The following is an 18754-nucleotide window of genomic DNA, read 5'->3' as shown; positions in this document are numbered from 1 at the left end:
ATTTTGTTGATAGTACATCGTCAGAATTAATTTATAATCTATAATTTATAGCTCACATTATCATACCTAAAAAAAGAAATAATGCTCCCATTTATCAAAACAATTTCTATATTAATTTCTTTAACTTTAGCTTTTTTCCTAATTCATATTAACCCAGTCCTTGCCGAAAACTTAGAACAAAGAATCAATAGTTATCCTAATTGGAATAATCAAATATCTTTACCATCTCCAGAAAAAGAATTAATTTATCCCCGTTGGTTTGAAGGAAATTGGCAAGTTAGTAATATTTTAAAAGAGCAAATAGCACCCCTTGCTCCTAAATTTGAAACCCCTGGTTTTTCACAAAATGCTCAATATATTGACCAAAATATAAATTTTAATGTGAAATTTATCCCTACTATTATGAATAGTAATTCAAACAAATTTTTGCCCACAACAATTAATAATAATCAAGTAATCATAGCAGATCGTGGTTTTAATGCAAGGGCGATCGCACAGGCTTATTTAGGAGAGAAAAATGTTAAAAATGTCATCATTAATCAAGAAAACTCCACTGAACAAATTACCAAATTTAGTGAAGAAAATGAACTAATTTCCACCGTCATAGGCAGACAAAAACAAACTATTAATAAAAAACAGTTTATCACCAGTGAAATTACCAGACAATTTTTTCGTCGCCCTAACAATATTTATATTAATCTAGTGGAAACTACTACCAAATATGAATTAATTGACCCTAATCATATTACAGCAAAGCAATATACTGCTGTCTATTTATCACCCCAAGATCCTGATTATTTTATAGCATTTAATAAGCCCGTTGCCCTTTATTTTTATGAATTAAATTTGCTTAAAAAACCATAACAATATTGAACCATAGCAAATCCTTATTAGATAACATACCGATTCATTAACCTGATGAAATAGAGAGGATTAGCTTATTAATATATAATTATAAACTGTTCCTCGTTCCCCAAATAATTAGTACCTTATTAAAACAAAATTTAGTATCATCCATTACTGCCCATGGGAAAATGGGTAATTCCCGCCAAAGCAGATAAACGCAACATACCCTCAGAAAAATCAAGATTATTCACCTGTAAAGAAATACCATCAATAACAAAATGGTCTAAATTAAAAACATCACAAATCTGAGAAATGAGACCATCAATGATTATAGAAGATAAACCCTTGCCCTCTACATATTCTAAATCATCCAGCAAAACACCATTACCCTGATCACAAATAATAGGTTTAAATAATATACATACCCTCTCCATGGTATTTGTTTCCTTTACCAATACCTTAGCCTCAACCATGATGCGATGGTCGGATAAAATGCGACAATTAACATTCTCAAACTTAATATGTACAGGATGATTATCCATAGAAACATCATATTGAGAAGCGATGCCGTTGAGATAGCCGATATTTAACGCCGTACAAATATCTTTTTCAGTGAGAATAATACAAGCATTACCTTCACTGGGTTTTGTTAACTGTACATTGCCCATCAATGCCTTGAGGGGGTTAACTCCTATTTCATGGAGACTAATATTCATTTGCTCTAAACTCAAGCCCCTTTTCATTATCAACCCTTGCCCATTAATTTCTAAGGATTCGAGAATGCCTTTACGAAGATTTTGACGACTGACTTTCACATTAACGCTCAATTCCCTTGCTTGTGTCACCTGAGTTTCAAAAGCCTTTGTCGCTATCTTATTAATTGTTGCTTCCCCGATATGATTAAGGTTAGGTAATGCCATGATTTTATGAGTATTTGCTGAAAATGATTAAGTATTGTAACATTGTTTTAAGTTATTAATTAAAACTATAACAATCTTGATGGTGTTTAAGTTCTAATACCTTCTGATTTTAAAAGTTGATTGAGTATATATGCTTAATTTTACTTTGATGCAATTATTGATTATTCTTTTTTATGCTTAGAAAATCCTTGAATTTTTTTAATAAAAAATATGGGTTGTTAATTTATTCTTTTGGTTATTTTGTTTTGCTATCTTTCCCTTTAATGGGGTGTGAATTAGATAGTTCAAAAGCTGATTCTCCAGAGGTTGCAGTAGAAAAACCCCATATTATTCCTGAATTGCCTATCACGGCTAATACTATCATTAATGGTGAACAAATCGATTTGGAGGTGGCAAAAACATCTTCACAACAAGCTCAAGGTTTGATGTACCGTGATTCTATTGCCCCCCATCGAGGGATGTTGTTTCCTTTTGAGTTTCCCCGTCGGGCTAGTTTTTGGATGAAAAATGTTAATATGCCCCTTGACATGATTTTTCTTTATCGGGGTGAAGTGGTATCGGTGGAGGCAAATGTTCCTCCCTGTGAGAGTGAGCCATGCCCCATTTATGGTCCAGAAGCTATAGTTGATCAGGTTTTGGAGTTGGCTGGGGGGAGAGCCGATGAGTTGAATATTCAACAGGGCGATCGCATTTCTATCCAGTTTTTAGAAAATAATGTAAAATAGACTACACAAAATCAAAAAAATAAACTATAATATAGCTTCAAAAGTTGGATATAAAAAAATATCTGCCAAAGATAATTGATTAAGTCTATTAAATTAGCTAGTCATAAACCCCATTGATTTATCTATTGATTAAGTTAAATGAACTAAAATAAGTGTTTATTTACAATAAACCCTGAAAATCAAAACTATAGTCATCCATTGATAAGTTTTGTGACTAAAATAATCAAACAAAGATAATTGGATTTATCCTAAAGTCTGATTAATTTAGACTATTAATTGTCGTCAGATATTAAGTAACTATAACAGTACCTATCAATACCACAACTTGAAAAGAAATTAACTATTAACAAAATAAAAATACCAAACTTAACTTTTTTAAAATTGGGATTGTTAAATCATAGTTAAAAATCAAGAAATCAATTGTTTAATTTGTTAGGATGTTGTTCATTAATTTAGTTAGTTATCCAACGAGATACTGGAGTGAGGTTTACTATAAAATTTCCTTGTCTATAACCCATTGAAGAGTAAGACAAGCAATATCAATAAAATATTAATAACACCTATAAAAGTTTGCCATTTAGGTTTTATGGGGAAAAGTTTATCTACTTTATTAATGAAAATAATAATAGAAATTATCATTTTTTACGATCATTGTTAACACATTTAAAGAATATAAAAAAAATCAATTATGCCACCAATCATTTACTCTAATTTCATAGAATTTCTTAGCGAAGAAATCAATCTTTCTCCCGAATCCATTGCTGTCGCCCAGCGTTCAGTGGAACAAAATACTGAGTTTATGCCCATGGTATTATGGCAATACGGTTTAGTTACCATTGAACAATTAGATCGTATTTGCGATTGGTTAGAAAAGTTCTAAATTTCCACGAACCTTACCAAAGAACAAATTTCTTTATTCTGATATAATTAATTTCTTAAACACTACCATGGTATATGTATGAGTCTTAAGAATTTAATAAATGCGATCGCCCAGAAAAAAGCCCTTAAAGTAATTAGTGGTTTAAACAACTTTGATTTAGCCAATGTAAAGGCAGTGTGTAAAGCCGCTGAATTAGGGGGAGCGACTTTTGTGGACATTGCTGCTGATGTAGAAATTATCAAAGCGGTAAAAGAATCTATTAATATCCCTGTATGCGTTAGTGCCGTTGAGCCTCAGTTATTTGTCAGCGCCGTAGAAGCAGGGGCAGACTTAATCGAAATCGGGAACTTTGATAGTTTTTATGCTCAGGGAATCAACTTCAGCGCCGAGGACGTTTTAAACCTCACCCGTCAAACCCGCGCTTTATTACCGAATATTCTTCTTTCCGTTACTGTACCCCATACCCTTCCCCTCCATGAGCAAGTGGAATTAGCTCAAGCATTAGAAGCCGCAGGTGCTGATATAATCCAAACTGAAGGGGGTACAAGTTCTAAACCCAATCATAGTGGTATTTTAGGATTAATTGAAAAAGCAAGTCCTACCCTTGCCGCCGCCCATGCCATCTCTAAAGCGGTACAAATTCCCGTCTTGTGTGCCTCTGGTTTATCCGATGTTACTGTACCCATGGCGATCGCCACTGGTGCTTCTGGAGTGGGGGTAGGCTCTGCGGTAAACAAACTTAATGACGAAGTAGCCATGATGGCTGTGGTACGCAGTCTAGTGGAAGCCCTAGACACCTCTGAGGTTAAAGCTACCATCTAAAGTTGATAGGTGTTAGGTAATGGGTAATTAATTGTCCATTGCCCACCTAAATCAAAATTGCTTCCCATTAACTATCCACATTAGTAACTTCTATTACCGTGCCTCGGAAATTGTAACGGGGGTTATCTAATTCTAAGACTGTACCAATTTTTACTTTTTGGTTAGCAATGACATATCCATCGTTGGTGAGTTGTCCGTTGCCTGTCATGGTTAAAATCATATCAATGCTATTTTTGACGATGGGCCGTGGATCTAGTTGGGCTGTTACGCTACCATCGGGTTGAGTTGCTGCCACATAGTTGGGTAATTCTCGCACTGATTCAATTTTTAATTTCCCCGCAGGTTCATTTCTGACGATAACATTTACTTCGGCATCATCATTCAATTCCGCAAGGGTATCATCGGAGTTGGTAGTGTTTAAACCCCTCACAATAAGGCTGACTTCTACTTTTTCTACTCTATTACCACCCCCTGTTACTTGGGCAACAGAGCCTGATGGGCCTGGTACAATAAATATACCCACTATTACTAATAGTATAACTGCGATCGCCCCTAGGTCAAGAATGTTAACTTTCCCAAATAAACGACCTTTACCATCGATGATTTTCATAATATTTTTTATACACCGTAAAACTTCAAATATTATATCCTAAGAGGTATTAGGTGGTGGATAGTAGGTATTAGGTGATTATGAGTAATAAGTAAATAGGGTGCGCTGAATAAACCGAGATAGTGAAACCTTATTATTCTCAATTCTCCATTACCCTCACGACTCCACTTTTTAACCCAACCTTAGTTAATAGTTTTAGTTTGTTGCCAAATTTTGATAGTGCCGTCAACTCCTCCTGCCACCAAAATTTCTCCGTCATCACTCAGGGCAAGGGAAAAGATGCGATTATCTTCACTAATTTTTAGATGTCCTAATTCCTTACCCGTGGCACAGTACCAAATTTTCAAAAGCCCATCTACTCCCACAGTATATAATAACTGGTCATCGGGGTGAAAAGCTAAATCCATCACTTGCCCATGATGCCCTTGGAGTTGGAGGGAGGGGGAAACTTCTTGGAAAAGGCTAAAAATCGAGGGGGGCAGATACCAAATTTTAATGTCTCCATTGGCACAACCTGCCGCCACATATTCCCCTGATGTACTAATGGCGATAGATTCTAATGATATTAAGTTATCCACCAAAACCGCTAGTTTACGATTACTATTGATTTCCCATACAGAAATGGTGCCATCTCCACCACCGCTTACCATAATACCGATTTTATCGTTAAGGGCGATCGTATTTATAGCTCCATTATCATCATAACAACTATCAATTAAATCCCCTTTTATTAAATCCCATTTTTTCAAAGTTTGGTCATAACTACCACTAATTAAGCAGTTATTTTCTGGGGCAATTTCTAAGCCATGAATTGAACCTGTATGCTCGGTTAAAGTATGTTCTAACTTAAATTTTAGTTCTTTTTTTCCCTTTTTTTCCAAAGACCAAATTTTCACATCTTGATCTAAACTTCCTGTGGCTATACCATGATTTAAATAGTTAGTTTGGTGGGTAGATACCGCTAATAAACCCTGTTCAGAGCCTTGAATTGCATCTACTTCTAAACCATCTTCCAAAGACCATAATTTTAAATATTGATCCCAAGAAACACTAACTAAATATTTTTTATCAAAAGTAACACTTACATCAGTAACTGATTGACTATGGGCATCTATAACATGAATACATTTCCAAGCAAGTCGAGGAGGTGAATCATAATTATATTTTGGTAACTTTTGATGGATAATTTCAGGACTAGGTAACTTTATAGAATCATCATTTTTTGCACTACCACTATAATTTGAAGCATCGATATAGGGTAATTTTTGTTCAATGATAGCTACTCTTTCTAGTAAGTCACTTTTATTGACATAATCAATCATACTTGTCACCGACTGATTAATGGTGGCGATGTCTTTTTGCAAAGAGGCAATTACTTCATTTTCTGATAACCCCATTTTTGAACTAGATAAGGGCGGCTGATTGACGGATATTTTACTACCTAAAATATTAACTCTATTACTAACTTCTGCAATTTGTTCTGAGAATCTTTTTAGTTGAATATTAAGGGCAGCTGCTATTCTTTTTTTGTTTCTGTACTCTAATGATTTACGATTAATTATATTAAGAATTAGAATAACTGCAACGAAAAATATAACTACAAAATTACCCTGCCAAGGATTATTAATAATAAGTAAAATTAATAAAATTAGAGTGCTAATATATTCCCCAATCTCCCACCAAGTAAAATTCTTAAAAATCATTGCCTCTCTCCTAAAATGGTAATAAAATACGGGCGATAGTAAAATAAATCAACACACCTAAAACATCTACAGCAGTGGTAATAAAGGGTGCAGACATCAAAGCAGGATCTAATCCAAAAGAGCGAAATAAAAAGGGTAATGCCGAACCTGCCACTGAGGCCAAAATTGCGATCGCCACTAAACTAAATCCCACCGTTACACATACCATCAAATTTTGGTTTGTTTGTGGCAAAAAATAAGCCCAAATAGTAGCCAATAAACCTAATATTAAACCTAATATTAAACCAGCAATGGCCTCCCTAAAAATAATTTTTTTCGGTCCATAATCATTCACCTTATCAGTGCTTAATCCTCTGATAACCACCGTAGAAGATTGAGTACCAATATTTCCCCCCGTACCAATCAAAAGAGGAATAAATGCTGCCAAAACCGTCACTCTGCCCAGTATATCTTCCTGCGCCCCTATAATAGCCCCTGTCACCGTATTGGTTAACAATAACACCAACAACCATACAACCCTTCTTCTCGCCACCACAAAAAGATTCGTTTTAAAATAACTATTATCTCCATCCGACTGCACCGCCCCTAGGGCATAAATATCCTCCGTTGCCTCCCTTTCAATAATATCAATCACATCATCCACCGTGACGATACCCACCAAACGCAACTCCTTATCCACCACAGGCACCGCCAAAAAGTCATACCGTTGAATCAGTCTGGCTACCTCCTCTTGATCCATATCCGTATTAACATATACAATGTCTTTAGTTAACACTTTATCAAGGGTATCATCAGGGGAACTTACTACCAAATCCCGTAGGGAAACAATGCCCAAGAGATGACGAGAAGCATCCGTCACATACATATAATATATCAACTCCGAAGCCCTAGCCTCTGAGCGAATCTTCTCAAGGGTTTGTGCCACGGTAAAATCTTCCTTGAGGGCGATATACTCAGGAGTCATCATCCGCCCGGCGGTATCTTCCCCATAACCCAATAGCAAATTAGTTGTTTGTCTTTCCTCTGGGCTAAGTTGCTCTAAAATTCTACTAACCACCACTGCGGGTAATTCATCAAACAGTTTTGCCCTATCATCGGGGGACATTTTATCAACAATGTCCAAGACTTCTTGACGCTTAAATTCTTGAATTAACGACTCTTGACTGTTATAGTCTAAATGCTCATAAACATCGATAGATTCTGTTTTATTGAGAAGCCGAAAGGCGATTAGTTTTTGGGTTTCAGGTAAATCCCCAATGGCTTCGGCAATATCAACTGGTTGCACGGGTATTAGTAATGATTTCGCCCCTTCAAGATTATTTTTATCCAGCATTAATCTTAGTTGCGAATTGAGTAATTCTCTTAATTCGTGACGAGAATCTTGTTTATTAATGATTATATTATCACTCACCTAGTTCCTCCCTTGGTAGTTGGCGTCAGATTTTTTTTGCTGACATTTAATTTTAGCGAATGTTAGTTATTGTTAAAATTTTTCTTGGGATATAGTTATGATTACAATGGATTATCAAATATGATTACAATGGATTATCAAAAATAAAAAATAATTATCTATTGATTTCTTTATTTTTCATTTTCGTATTAACAATTTTTGAGATCTAAAACAATTACTTTTTCACATTTCTTGGAGCTATTGTTTGTCCTTGATAAAACTTTTGCTCAATTTTTCCTAAGTAAAAGTATAATAAAATGCTGATTAAATTAACTGTAACAGTTAAATAAGTAATTAATGGAGATATACTAGTGACTTTAAGGGTTATCAAAGGAATTATTGACCAAATAATGGCGCTGAAAACTAATAAAGTTTGACGTATTTTTTTGATATTTTTTAAGGCTTGACGACAACTAGAACAATTTTCTGTGTGGGAATGATAACGCTCCAATAATACATCATGGGGAGGAGTTGGGGGTAAAGTTTGATGGGGAAATAACTCCGCATTAAATTTATTTATCCACTGTCTAAATTCTGTTACATATAAATCAGCTTTGGTAGGTAAATAACAGGCTTTTTCGTACTTTTCACTACCTCCTAATTTTTCTAAATATCGCTCTTGGTAATGGAGGAAAATTTGATCATCTTCAAGAATCGCATTTTGATTCAGGTGGGAATACCAACGGGGAGTCAACTTAATAAAAAATTGAGGTATTTTTGAGGAAAATTGGAAGGGAAAACGGGCAAATAAACGACATTTTCCTTTACTAATGGGGGTAGCATAAACCACCGTCATGGTGCGTCCAAATTGCTTGGAGGTTAAGTCATGCCACATTAAATTGGGGGCGACAAAGGTAGTGTATTGAGTGCCTAGTTTACCTTTTCTTGGTCCTTCTTGCCATACTCCCTTAAAGCCTTGCCTATTACTGCTGATAATTTCTAATTCTACCGTAGAAACGTTAGTGCGATCGCCCACAGAACCATGATGAGTATAGGGTATATGACTAGAATCAAGGACATTTTCCAATAAAGTGAGGGCAGAATAAGGAATATCCCGAAAAGTATTTAACACCAACCATTTATCCTTATCCTCCTCCAAAGGATCTACGATGGGAATAGGAGTTTTATCAGCATTATTAGGATTACCAGCATAAACAAATAATAAATCCTGTTCAATTTTACAAGAATAAGCCTTCGCACAGGCACGAGAAGACTTTTGCGCCTGTTGATTTTCCTTCTGTTGGGGTATCACTTCACAATCTCCCTCCCCAGAAAAAGCCCAGCCATGGTAAGGGCATTCCAATAAACCCTCCTCATTAATTCTTCCCTCCGTTAAAGGCGCTAAACGATGGGGGCATTTATCCGCAAACACTCGCCATTGAGAAGTTTTTTCCTCCCACCAAATCACAATATCCTCTTCTAAGAGAGTAAAAGAATTGGGTCTATTTTTATCCAAATCCTCCACAAAAAAGACAGGATACCAAACCTCTTGATAATTAAAATTATCTTCGTCTTCACCCCCCACGGGTAAAACGACAGGGGCTTTTGTTTTTTCAAGGGTAGATTGTGTCATATTTTGCAGGAATTATTGATTTTAGTAACTATTACAAAATGTTAACAAAAATTCTTGCTAGTCTAAAGTTTTATAAAATATTTTGACTTTACTAAGCAAATATGTTACGATGTTTTGTAAAAACTTTTATACTAGGTGACAAACTTTTCAATACCTTCCTCAATGGTAGTACTGGGTTTGAAACCGACATCCTCAATTAAATCATCAATATCTGCATAAGTAGTTGGCACATCTCCGGGCTGTATCGGTAAAAAATTTTTTTCAGCTTCCATGCCCAAGCAATTTTCGATAACTTCAATAAATTTGCTCAACTCAACGGGTTGATTATTGCCGATATTATATATTTTGTAAGGAGGATGCTTTTGCCCACCATCAGAGACACTACCTTGGGGAAGATGATTCATCACCCTAATAATTCCCTCGACAATATCATCAATATAGGTAAAATCCCGTTGCATTTTGCCATAATTAAAAACCTTAATCGGTTTTCCTTCTAAAATAGCCTTAGTAAATAAAAAGTATGCCATATCTGGTCTTCCCCAAGGTCCATAAACAGTAAAAAAGCGTAACCCAGTACAAGGAATATTGTATAAATAACTATAGGTATGAGCCATTAATTCGTTGGCTTTTTTGGTGGCGGCATATAAACTGACAGGATTATCTACATTGTCGGAAGTAGAAAAGGGAATTTTTTTATTCGCCCCATAAACAGAGCTAGAAGAGGCGAAAACTAAGTGTTTGATAGCATTGTGGCGACAACATTCCAAAAGATTAACAAAACCCACTAGGTTACTATCTACATAGGCATGGGGATTTTCAATGGAGTATCTTACTCCCGCTTGGGCAGCTAGATGTACAACTGTATCGAATTTATTTTCAGTAAAGAGTTTTTCAAGATTTGCCCTATCTGTTAAATCCAATTTGTGAAAGATATAGTTTTTTTGCCCTTCTAATTGATCCAATCTTGCGATTTTAAGGGAAACATCATAATAGTCGTTAATATTATCTATACCAACTACTGTTTCTCCTCTGGATAATAATTCTTTGGTTAAGTAAAAACCGATAAATCCTGCTGCACCTGTTACTAATATTTTCATAGCCTAGTCTTTATGGGGTTATTTTTTACTGTATCTTATCTTTTGTTTCTGTAATATTCCCATTGAATATGACCAAAGTGGTTTTTTCTCCTTGAAATTTACCTTCACAATGGGTTATGATAGTCAATGACTCGGACTTATGCAGTTTCGACGCTCAAACCTTGTCAGGACCGGAAGGTAGCAGCAATACGGGATGCTTGAAATGGGCGTAAGATTCGGGTCTTTAATAGATCTCACTATTTCTCTACATCAAAAATAGATGCGATCGCCCTTACACTTCTAGCTTCCCTCCACTGCCAATGGTTATCCTGTCCATGGTTTTTAATATCCTTAATGGTTTGGTCAATTAATTTTGGTATTTGTTCAAATTCGGAGAAATTATAGCCAATTTTGACGGGAGAATTCACCTGATGATGAATTACGGGATAATCAGAGGCGATAATATGGCAACCAGCCGAAGCTGCATCACTGATGACTCCACTGGCACGGTAAAAATAACGCTCTTTGTCGTAGTGAATGATTAATATATCTATCTGTTGTAATACTTTTAAATAGTCTTCTTCTTTGGTGGTGTCGAACAAAGTAGCTTTTGTTTCATCGAGATAGGCTGGTTTTTGATTTAAGGGTGTACCGATGATTAATTCACATTGGTGATCATTATCGGCAATATACTGTTGTATTCTATCAAGGATAAGGGCGATCGGTTTATCAGGGCGAATCATTCCTACCACCCCAATTTTTATGGTTTGATTCTCCGATAATCTTTCCCCTAACTTGAGTCTAGGTGTCACCTCACTAAGAATCGGATGGGGCATCAAATATTTACAATGGTCAGAAAATCTGTATTTTTCAGGAATTACATCATCATCAATTTCTAACAAAACTACTTTTAAGTTTCTAAATAATTGTAGATAAAATTTTAGATAAATAAAGCCTAAGTATTTAATTTTGCTATTCATGGCAAACTGTTGATTACCATGAAGACTAAGAAAGGTTAATTTTCTCCTCAACGCCAATAATGGTAACAAAAACAAGCAATGTTGATTATAAAATTCAAATACAAAAATAGAGTCAATATCGTTAAATTTAAATGCTCTTAAACCCATGGCAATATGACGATATTCCCGTCTAATTTGTAAGCCAATTTGATAGGGAAATAATTTACTAAACTTTAATAACCAATTGGGTAATTTTGTTTCTAAGGATAAAAAGGCGATCGCCCTTTGGCTGTATTCAGGAATTAAAAGTAGGTCTTTTAAACCAGGGTGCATTAACTGCATAGTATTTCAGGTTAGTTAAGAAAATATTTTTTGCTCAATCAACTAATTTTAACTACTTAGCCTGATAATTTTCTCGAAATTTCTTTTGTTTCTAATATTAATTGGTAAGGGCGATCGCCCTTTTGCTGTATTCAGGAATTAAAAGTAAGTCTTTTAAACCAGGGTGCATTAATTGCATAGTATTTCAGGTTAGTTAGGAAAATATTTTTTGCTCAATCAACTAATTTTGATGTCCGATTGATTGAGTCGTGGAACTTTGAGGGAATGACACACGAGATTACTATGGTTAAGATATAGGAGGAATTGTACCTTTTTTTAACCAGTTAATGGCTAAGTGAGGATGAACAATATGAATATTATGATGGGGAAAATCATAAATAGCGTGCTTATTTGGAATAATGGTTTTCACATCTTTGTTGAGAAAATCCTGAAAGTTAGCAGTTATCAATAGGTCAGCTTTTCCAGCTACAGCGGTTTCTAAAACTTGTTGATTTTCCAAATCATCAATAGCAAGAACTCCTGTACCGCCCAAGATTAACTGAGGATTACTAAGCTGAGCGTAACTAGAAATAACATTGACATAAAAAGAAGCATTCTCAGCGAGGGGAGTTCGTCGCAATAAAACTTATTCTAAACGATTTAAATAACTATATTTTTATGAAGTAGTCAAACATAATTCAATTAATAATTTTAATTGAATCTTCTAATTGTAAGCGTTTTAACTCATTTCTAATATAAGTACAATCATCAGTTTTACCTCTGGCAAAAAACACTCTTCTATAGAAAAATTCTGCCAAGAAAACAGGATTGGGAGAAAAAAAAGATAAGATATATTTAATCTTATCTAATTTATTTGACTTTCCCTTAAAACCTGCCGTTAAAGCTTTTCTTTTATAGACAAATAACAATTTCTCTAAATCTAACTTCTGATAAAATTCAGGATTATATTTTTCCAAAATTAGTAAAGCTGATTTTACCATGGCGATAAAATTCTCATAATGTACTGAACTATTATGACTATAACTTTGAGTGGCCTGTTGAGGATGAATACGCCAGGAAACCAATTCTTCAGGAACATGAAGGATATTACAAACCAACGCCGCTCGCATACCCCATTCAAAATCCGCAGCAGGTCCGAAATTTGTGGCAAATAAACCGATTTTCTCAAAAACAGAGCGCCGAATTAATAACTGTAATGGACCACAATAGACAGTAGTTAGAGCACAATATAAAATGCCATCATAAGGAGCAAAACGAATGTGTTTTTGATGGATTAATTCACCATAAAATAATTGAGGTAGAAATTGATACCATTTTTGAGGAATTTCTCGATCTTGGTGATCAATAATGGTTAAACAACAATGACAAATATCACATTCGGGATATTTTTCCAATTCTGTTACCATTTTCTCCAAACAATCCAGAGTCATTAGATCATCATTCGTCGCAATATAAATGTACTCTCCCTGAGCTAAACGAATACAGTTATTCCAATTAACATACATTCCCTTCCTAGCAGCTTGCGAAATGCGCATTCTTGGCTCTTTTTGAGCAAATTCTTGGATTAATTCCCATGCACCATCATCGGATAAATTATCAATAACAACCAATTCCCAATCGGTGAAAGTTTGATTGATAATAGTTTTGAGTCTTTTGTCTAGGTATTGTCGATTATTAAAACTAGGTAAAATTATGGATATTTTAGGTTTCATTGTAAAATTAAATGTTTTTATTTAAAATACTTGAATAGTTTACCGATTTTTTGAATCGTCAGAGAAAGAATACTAAATATTTTAAAGACAAAATAGTTAAATTTATTTTTATCACTCAATCTCTCTAGAGTACCTAAAGTACCGTTGATATTTTCCCTGATACTGACTGATAAAGAATTATCTATTAAATAAAATCCTGAAAATTGAGGATAGAATAGTCCTGTTAATCTTAACGCCAAGATTCTCGAAGCAATTAATTTTTTTCTTTGTGCTTGATAAGGCTGAATTTTTTCCAGATTATTTAAATAATAATTATCAACCTCCAAATATCCCTGAGTAATTGCCTGTTCAATGAAATTTTTACCTTGATTATTTCTAGCAATAATCAAACTTTTTCCTTCTTGTTCTTCAAAACTAGGATAACCGTTTTCTTCTATCCAAGCGTCTCCAAAAGTAATATCTCCAATAGTACCCATTCCATCAGGACAGACTTTACATCTAAAGTGTAAATGTTTGTTTAAAATTGTACCCCAAGACTGATTATAGCTGAGAGAAAATTCTCTCAAATCTTGATCAATTGCTGTAGCTTTTCCAGGCCATCCTTTACCCCTATACCAAAAATCTTGTAAATTGTCTGACGAAACCTTGAGAGTCTTGAGCAAATGTTCTGTACCCTTCATACTAGGAGTACCAGCACACATAAAAGTAATCAAAACCACAATCTGCTCTTGGTATTGAGGATATAATTTCAGATAAGCTCGCAATGCAGCCACATCACAAGGTTTGCCCACAAATGCGATTTTTTCTACCTTATCTTGGAGTATTTTAATAATTGATGTTAAAGGAGAAGCAGGAGCATATCGTGACCCCGAATTTCTGATAATATCTTCCCGTTTTCTACTAAGAAAAACATCATTTGTAAGAGGATTAGATAAACTTTTACCTATATGTATAACACCAGTCACAATTTTTTTTTCTAAAAGGAATTGTAATAAACCCGTTATTCCACCACCTGAAGAGGCCTGCCAACGAATTTCTGGATCAGTTGAATATCCTACCCAGCTTTGAGCAATCGGTCCCCAGAGTTTTTCGTCTTGAGTAGAAAGTGTCTGATCTTGATTTACTAGCATACCTGGACAGACCTGTTTAATTTCTTGCCAAGGTTCCTGTTTTTCCAAGCCCTCATTAAGATGAGGATAATAAAAACCATCTTCACCTAATTTAATTTTGATCACCTGATCAGAAGCCATAGCTTCACAGATACCACAGCCAATACACAGATTAGCTTGACCCACATCTTTAACGCTTTTCATCATTTTATTAAATAACTAAGTTCCTCAAAAAAATCTTGATTATATTTTTCAATTAAAAGTGTGGATTCTTTGACTTTTGTCAACATTTCTTCCCGATTACCCATATATTTGTCTAATTGATTGATAACATATTTGTCATTTTTTTTCGTAGCATCTATTACATAAGGATATTTGAGAGTGTAATCGAAAAGTCCCGTAAATTTTCGACTATAAGCTATCGGTATGACAGGTACTCCAGCAGATAAAGCAGCAATACAAGAGTGCATTCGTGAACCAATAAACAAATCACAACCACTAATATAACTTTTAGCTTCAATGGGGGAGGTAAAAGAAGGAGCAAGAATTGTTTGAGAATATTTCAAATGTAATTTTTGACAGACTTCATAATCATCGTCGATAGGAAAAGATGGACTGATCACATGGGGAATTAAATGAATCAAACAATTATTTTTCTGATTTAATAAATCCAGAATATTGGTAATCATTTGTGGATAATTCACCTGTAAAGCAAACTGATTATTTGTATTATAACCTCCGTTCCAAAGTAGGCCTGAAATATTCAGACCAATATTCATCTTTTCGTGATTAAAAATGCATTGCTCAAAAGGCAAATAAAAAGCTAAATCAGTAAACTTTTTTAAAGTTTTATAGTTGGGAATATTCTGAATACAATATTCATAACTTAAGTCATCACGAACATAAATAGCCGTCATTTTACCCAGAATAAAATTAGCGCATAATCGAGTCCACTGTTTATTAAAAGGACCAATTGTTTGCGGAAATAAAGCAATTTTTTTCTTTAATAATAAGCAATATAATTTAGTTATAAATAATTTTTTAAACCGTTCTTCACCATAGATATCAGTAAAACTATCACCTTCTCCTAAATCTATAATTAAGTCAGCTTCTTTCACTTCTTGATAAAACGATAACGATTTAGGTTTGATTAAAGCAGTTCGATTAGTATAACCGTATATAGGGTAAAATTTAAAATGTAGTTCTTGAGAATTTATCTCTATTTTATCTTCAACAATAGCATTCTTCCCTGTACCTATTAAGATGTATTGATATTTTTGATTCGTCATTTGAGATAACTTTTCTAAATAAGTCAACGCAGAATAAGTTAGAGCATTAACCCCCATATTTCCTGAATAAACTGTCGCCCATAATAAACATATTTTCATTATTTTTGCCTCTTGATTTTTCACTTTATTTTGATTTTGGGTATCTATAGCGACCCTAAATCATTTGTGAGAACTTTAAATTAAGTTCCCCCTTTTTTAAGGTGGGTTAGGGGGGATCCCAATCTCATGACTCATTTAGGACTGCCATAACTGCTTTAATGTTTGCATAAATTATTTAGTTAACTAGGAAAAATTATTGCCTTAACTCTATCACCAACTGCTTCCCAAGAGTATTCAAATTGAACCAGTTTATAAGCATTATCTGCTAATTTTTTAGCAAAGCAAGGATCAGACCATAACTGAATAATTCCTTCTACAATGTCCTCCATGGTATCTCTGATTAACAAATGTTGTTCATCTTGAGCTTTTAAACCCTCTGCTCCCTTTGAGGTGCTTACTACAGGAATCCCCGCAGCAAAAGCCTCCAAAATTTTTAAACGAGTGCCTCCCCCCTCTTGTAAAGGAACAACCATAACATTTCCAGCCGCCAAATAAGGTTTAATATCTGGGACTTTACCAGTAACTATAATATTAGGATTACTTTTCGCTGTTTCTCTCATCAATTTAGTTGGTCCACTACCTACCAAGATTAAACGGGAATCAGAATATATTTTTTGTAACCGAGGATAGATTTCCTCGATTAATAATTTAGCAGCGACAGAGTTGGGTTGATAACCAAAGGTTGCGGGAAAAACGATAGTGTGAGGGATAAATTTCCAATTCTCAGGAAGAGGACATTTTCCTAGACGTAGATGTTCATAGTCATGAACATTAATGCCATTAGGAACTACTTGAATAGATAAATTTTGACCATACATTTCTCGCATTAAATTAGCATCATTCTCACTACATACCCAGACTTGATTGGCTTCCCTAACAAATCTTTGTTCTATTCTTTTTATTTTAATCGGCAAAACTTTTGAAGGATCAAATTTTGAAATAAAAAATAGAGATTGTTTTCTTTCACTGGAATGGTAAATATCGTTAAATAATTTTCCTTCCACATTTTGAGCATCATAAATTACTTTAAACTGACAACTTTCTTGAAGAGTTTTAATTTTCTGAAAATAATGATAAAATCTAACATCTTGAAAAATAATTAAGTTAGGTTTTTCTTTTAAAATAAATTTCATTAAAGCTGTTGTTACTACACCCCATCTTAACCAATTAATTTGTGGATGTCCTAAAGGCGTAAAATACGATAATTTATTAATTATTTTTGTTTGAATACTTCTCTGTTGGCGAAGAAATCTAAGATCAAATTCTTGATAAGTTTTCAAACATGGTGGACTAGATTTATCGTCATTCTCTGATTTTTTAAAATCAAGAGTAATAAGATGGACCTCGCCAAGTTGCATCATAAGACTGATATTTTGCCAATTTCGCAAAGTTAATCCTCCCATTGGAGGATAAGGTTTTTGAAAATTAATAAATAAAGTTTTCATTTTTGCCGATAAAGTCATTTTCTCAGTTTATTATAATATCCGTAGCTTTTAATTATTCCTGATTTATTACTTTTTGAACAAGTTACTTTAAATATTTCCAGCTTTAACCACATACTACTTAGTAAAAAGCCATTTTTAATGAGACAGGGAGATGTGATTTACCGAATTGTAATTTGACTATTGACACTTCTAATATACATGTAGTAACAGAGGATACTTTAAACTAATAATAGTTTAACTGTTACTTTTCTTTTTAGCAAAATTTAATAATTTTTGTGCTAGTGAGGACGGCAAGAATAAACCTACCAAGATTTTAAATAATAAGATACTACTTAAACTTTTTCTTGTCTTGATTACCAAAGGGTCTTTTTGTAGTAAAAAGTAAAAGTATCTTAAGCCATTTAAACTTTTTTTAAAACTAGGTATTCCTTCAACAGATTTAAGAGAAAGATACATATAAAAATCAGATAATGTACTTTTTTTCAATGATTTTAATGAAGGAGAAATGTCAGCAAAGTTTTTTTCAATCACTAATAAACCATATTTCTCCATTTTTGTTGTATTAGTAGAAAGAGAATTTGAAGAAATTCGATATAAAATCTGTGGTAATGGTACACATACGAAATCATATTTTTTAGCAATTCGCAAATATAAATCCCAGTCTTCTGCATAAGGGAAAGACTCTTCAAAGTTACCAATTTCTGCAAATACTTTTCTTCTTATTAAAGGATTAGAAGCAGTGCCTAAAAAATTACTAATTAGTAATTTTTCATAAACATAACCATTCAATAAAATATGTGAGTAGGAACGTAAAAACTTACTGTTTTTATCTATATTATTTATCCAACTATAAGCTAATACTGCTTCTTTATTTTCTTGTAATGCCTTTAATTGTAATTCTAGCTTATCTTCAGTCCAAAGATCATCTGTGTCAAGAAAAGCAAGATAATCGCCTTGAGAGTTTGCAATGCCAAGGTTACGAGCAGCAGACACCCCTTGATTAGCAAAAGATAGGACTTTTACTCTATCATCTTCAATTTGAGCAATTTTTTCTAAAGTATTATCAGTTGAACCATCATTAATAATAATTAATTCAAAATCTGTAAATGTTTGTTGAAGTACAGATTTTATGGTTTCTTGAATAGTTTTTTCTCCGTTATAAACAGGTATTATCACAGAAATAAGGGGCATTAT

17 protein-coding genes and 1 other RNA gene are annotated in these 18754 nt (G+C 33.9%); 5 read left to right on the top strand and 13 right to left on the bottom strand.

Annotated elements, in window-relative coordinates:
• Nucleotides 1-81 precede the first annotated feature (81 nt).
• Entirely contained in the window at nucleotides 82-864 is a 783-nt protein-coding gene (locus A5482_RS01210) for a DUF6816 family protein (RefSeq protein ID WP_069789902.1), read from the top strand.
• A gap of 146 nt (nucleotides 865-1010) precedes the next feature.
• Here the strand turns inward: A5482_RS01210 and A5482_RS01205 are convergent, their stop codons facing one another.
• Nucleotides 1011-1766 (bottom strand): LmeA family phospholipid-binding protein, encoded by a 756-nt coding sequence (locus A5482_RS01205; RefSeq protein ID WP_069789903.1) that lies wholly within the window; start codon nucleotides 1764-1766, stop codon nucleotides 1011-1013.
• A 263-nt stretch (nucleotides 1767-2029) separates the two neighbouring features.
• Here A5482_RS01205 and A5482_RS01200 point away from each other — a divergent pair, with 263 nt between their 5' ends.
• From A5482_RS01200 to A5482_RS01190, 3 genes are all read left to right on the top strand, one after another.
• Nucleotides 2030-2491 (top strand): DUF192 domain-containing protein, encoded by a 462-nt coding sequence (locus tag A5482_RS01200; RefSeq protein ID WP_071891682.1) that lies wholly within the window; start codon nucleotides 2030-2032, stop codon nucleotides 2489-2491.
• Between the two features lie 688 nt (nucleotides 2492-3179).
• Nucleotides 3180-3371 (top strand): DUF2949 domain-containing protein, encoded by a 192-nt coding sequence (locus A5482_RS01195; protein WP_069789904.1) that lies wholly within the window; start codon nucleotides 3180-3182, stop codon nucleotides 3369-3371.
• 78 nt (nucleotides 3372-3449) lie between these two features.
• Nucleotides 3450-4193 (top strand): DUF561 domain-containing protein, encoded by a 744-nt coding sequence (locus tag A5482_RS01190; RefSeq protein ID WP_069789905.1) that lies wholly within the window; start codon nucleotides 3450-3452, stop codon nucleotides 4191-4193.
• Nucleotides 4194-4260: 67 nt separating this feature from the next.
• Here A5482_RS01190 and A5482_RS01185 read toward each other — a convergent pair whose 3' ends face one another.
• The 5 genes from A5482_RS01185 to A5482_RS01165 all read right to left on the bottom strand — a co-directional run bounded on the left by A5482_RS01185 (nucleotide 4261) and on the right by A5482_RS01165 (nucleotide 10626).
• A complete protein-coding gene (locus A5482_RS01185) occupies nucleotides 4261-4803 on the bottom strand; it encodes a DUF4330 domain-containing protein (protein ID WP_069789906.1) in 543 nt (180 codons plus the stop codon).
• Nucleotides 4804-4985: 182 nt separating this feature from the next.
• Nucleotides 4986-6506 (bottom strand): WD40 repeat domain-containing protein, encoded by a 1521-nt coding sequence (locus A5482_RS01180; RefSeq protein WP_069789907.1) that lies wholly within the window; start codon nucleotides 6504-6506, stop codon nucleotides 4986-4988.
• Between the two features lie 10 nt (nucleotides 6507-6516).
• Nucleotides 6517-7917: a magnesium transporter gene (gene mgtE, locus A5482_RS01175; protein ID WP_069789908.1), complete on the bottom strand. Its 1401-nt coding sequence runs from the start codon at nucleotides 7915-7917 to the stop codon at nucleotides 6517-6519.
• 214 nt (nucleotides 7918-8131) lie between these two features.
• On the bottom strand, nucleotides 8132-9529 hold the full coding sequence (locus A5482_RS01170) for an aromatic ring-hydroxylating dioxygenase subunit alpha (RefSeq protein WP_069789909.1): 1398 nt from the start codon (nucleotides 9527-9529) through the stop codon (nucleotides 8132-8134).
• Between the two features lie 131 nt (nucleotides 9530-9660).
• The gene (locus tag A5482_RS01165) at nucleotides 9661-10626 is read right to left on the bottom strand and encodes an NAD-dependent epimerase (protein ID WP_069789910.1); all 966 of its coding nucleotides are present in this window, start codon (nucleotides 10624-10626) and stop codon (nucleotides 9661-9663) included.
• A 128-nt stretch (nucleotides 10627-10754) separates the two neighbouring features.
• Between A5482_RS01165 and ffs the strand changes: the two genes are divergently transcribed.
• Nucleotides 10755-10852, top strand: an RNA gene (ffs, locus tag A5482_RS01160) — signal recognition particle sRNA small type.
• A 10-nt stretch (nucleotides 10853-10862) separates the two neighbouring features.
• Here ffs and A5482_RS01155 read toward each other — a convergent pair.
• The 7 genes from A5482_RS01155 to A5482_RS01125 all read right to left on the bottom strand — a co-directional run bounded on the left by A5482_RS01155 (nucleotide 10863) and on the right by A5482_RS01125 (nucleotide 18751).
• Nucleotides 10863-11906: a glycosyltransferase gene (locus A5482_RS01155; protein WP_069789911.1), complete on the bottom strand. Its 1044-nt coding sequence runs from the start codon at nucleotides 11904-11906 to the stop codon at nucleotides 10863-10865.
• Nucleotides 11907-12192: 286 nt separating this feature from the next.
• Nucleotides 12193-12525: a hypothetical protein gene (locus A5482_RS01150; protein ID WP_069789912.1), complete on the bottom strand. Its 333-nt coding sequence runs from the start codon at nucleotides 12523-12525 to the stop codon at nucleotides 12193-12195.
• 58 nt (nucleotides 12526-12583) lie between these two features.
• Nucleotides 12584-13618 (bottom strand): glycosyltransferase, encoded by a 1035-nt coding sequence (locus A5482_RS01145; RefSeq protein ID WP_069789913.1) that lies wholly within the window; start codon nucleotides 13616-13618, stop codon nucleotides 12584-12586.
• Nucleotides 13619-13635: 17 nt separating this feature from the next.
• Complete coding sequence (locus A5482_RS01140) at nucleotides 13636-14934, bottom strand: Coenzyme F420 hydrogenase/dehydrogenase, beta subunit C-terminal domain (protein ID WP_083260383.1); 1299 nt, start codon at nucleotides 14932-14934, stop codon at nucleotides 13636-13638.
• On the bottom strand, nucleotides 14931-16139 hold the full coding sequence (locus A5482_RS01135) for a polysaccharide pyruvyl transferase family protein (RefSeq protein WP_141712653.1): 1209 nt from the start codon (nucleotides 16137-16139) through the stop codon (nucleotides 14931-14933). Before A5482_RS01135 ends, A5482_RS01140 begins: the two co-directional genes overlap by 4 nt.
• 155 nt (nucleotides 16140-16294) lie before the next feature.
• Nucleotides 16295-17248 (bottom strand): glycosyltransferase family 4 protein, encoded by a 954-nt coding sequence (locus tag A5482_RS01130; RefSeq protein WP_161486822.1) that lies wholly within the window; start codon nucleotides 17246-17248, stop codon nucleotides 16295-16297.
• A gap of 546 nt (nucleotides 17249-17794) precedes the next feature.
• Nucleotides 17795-18751: a glycosyltransferase family 2 protein gene (locus A5482_RS01125; protein ID WP_069789917.1), complete on the bottom strand. Its 957-nt coding sequence runs from the start codon at nucleotides 18749-18751 to the stop codon at nucleotides 17795-17797.
• Nucleotides 18752-18754: the final 3 nt, after the last annotated feature.

It is taken from the genome of Cyanobacterium sp. IPPAS B-1200 (assembly GCF_001747005.2).
In the GTDB taxonomy this organism is placed as follows: Bacteria; Cyanobacteriota; Cyanobacteriia; order Cyanobacteriales; family Cyanobacteriaceae; genus Cyanobacterium.
Note: the sequence above shows the minus strand (reverse complement) of the source record. Positions and strands in the feature narration are given on the sequence as shown.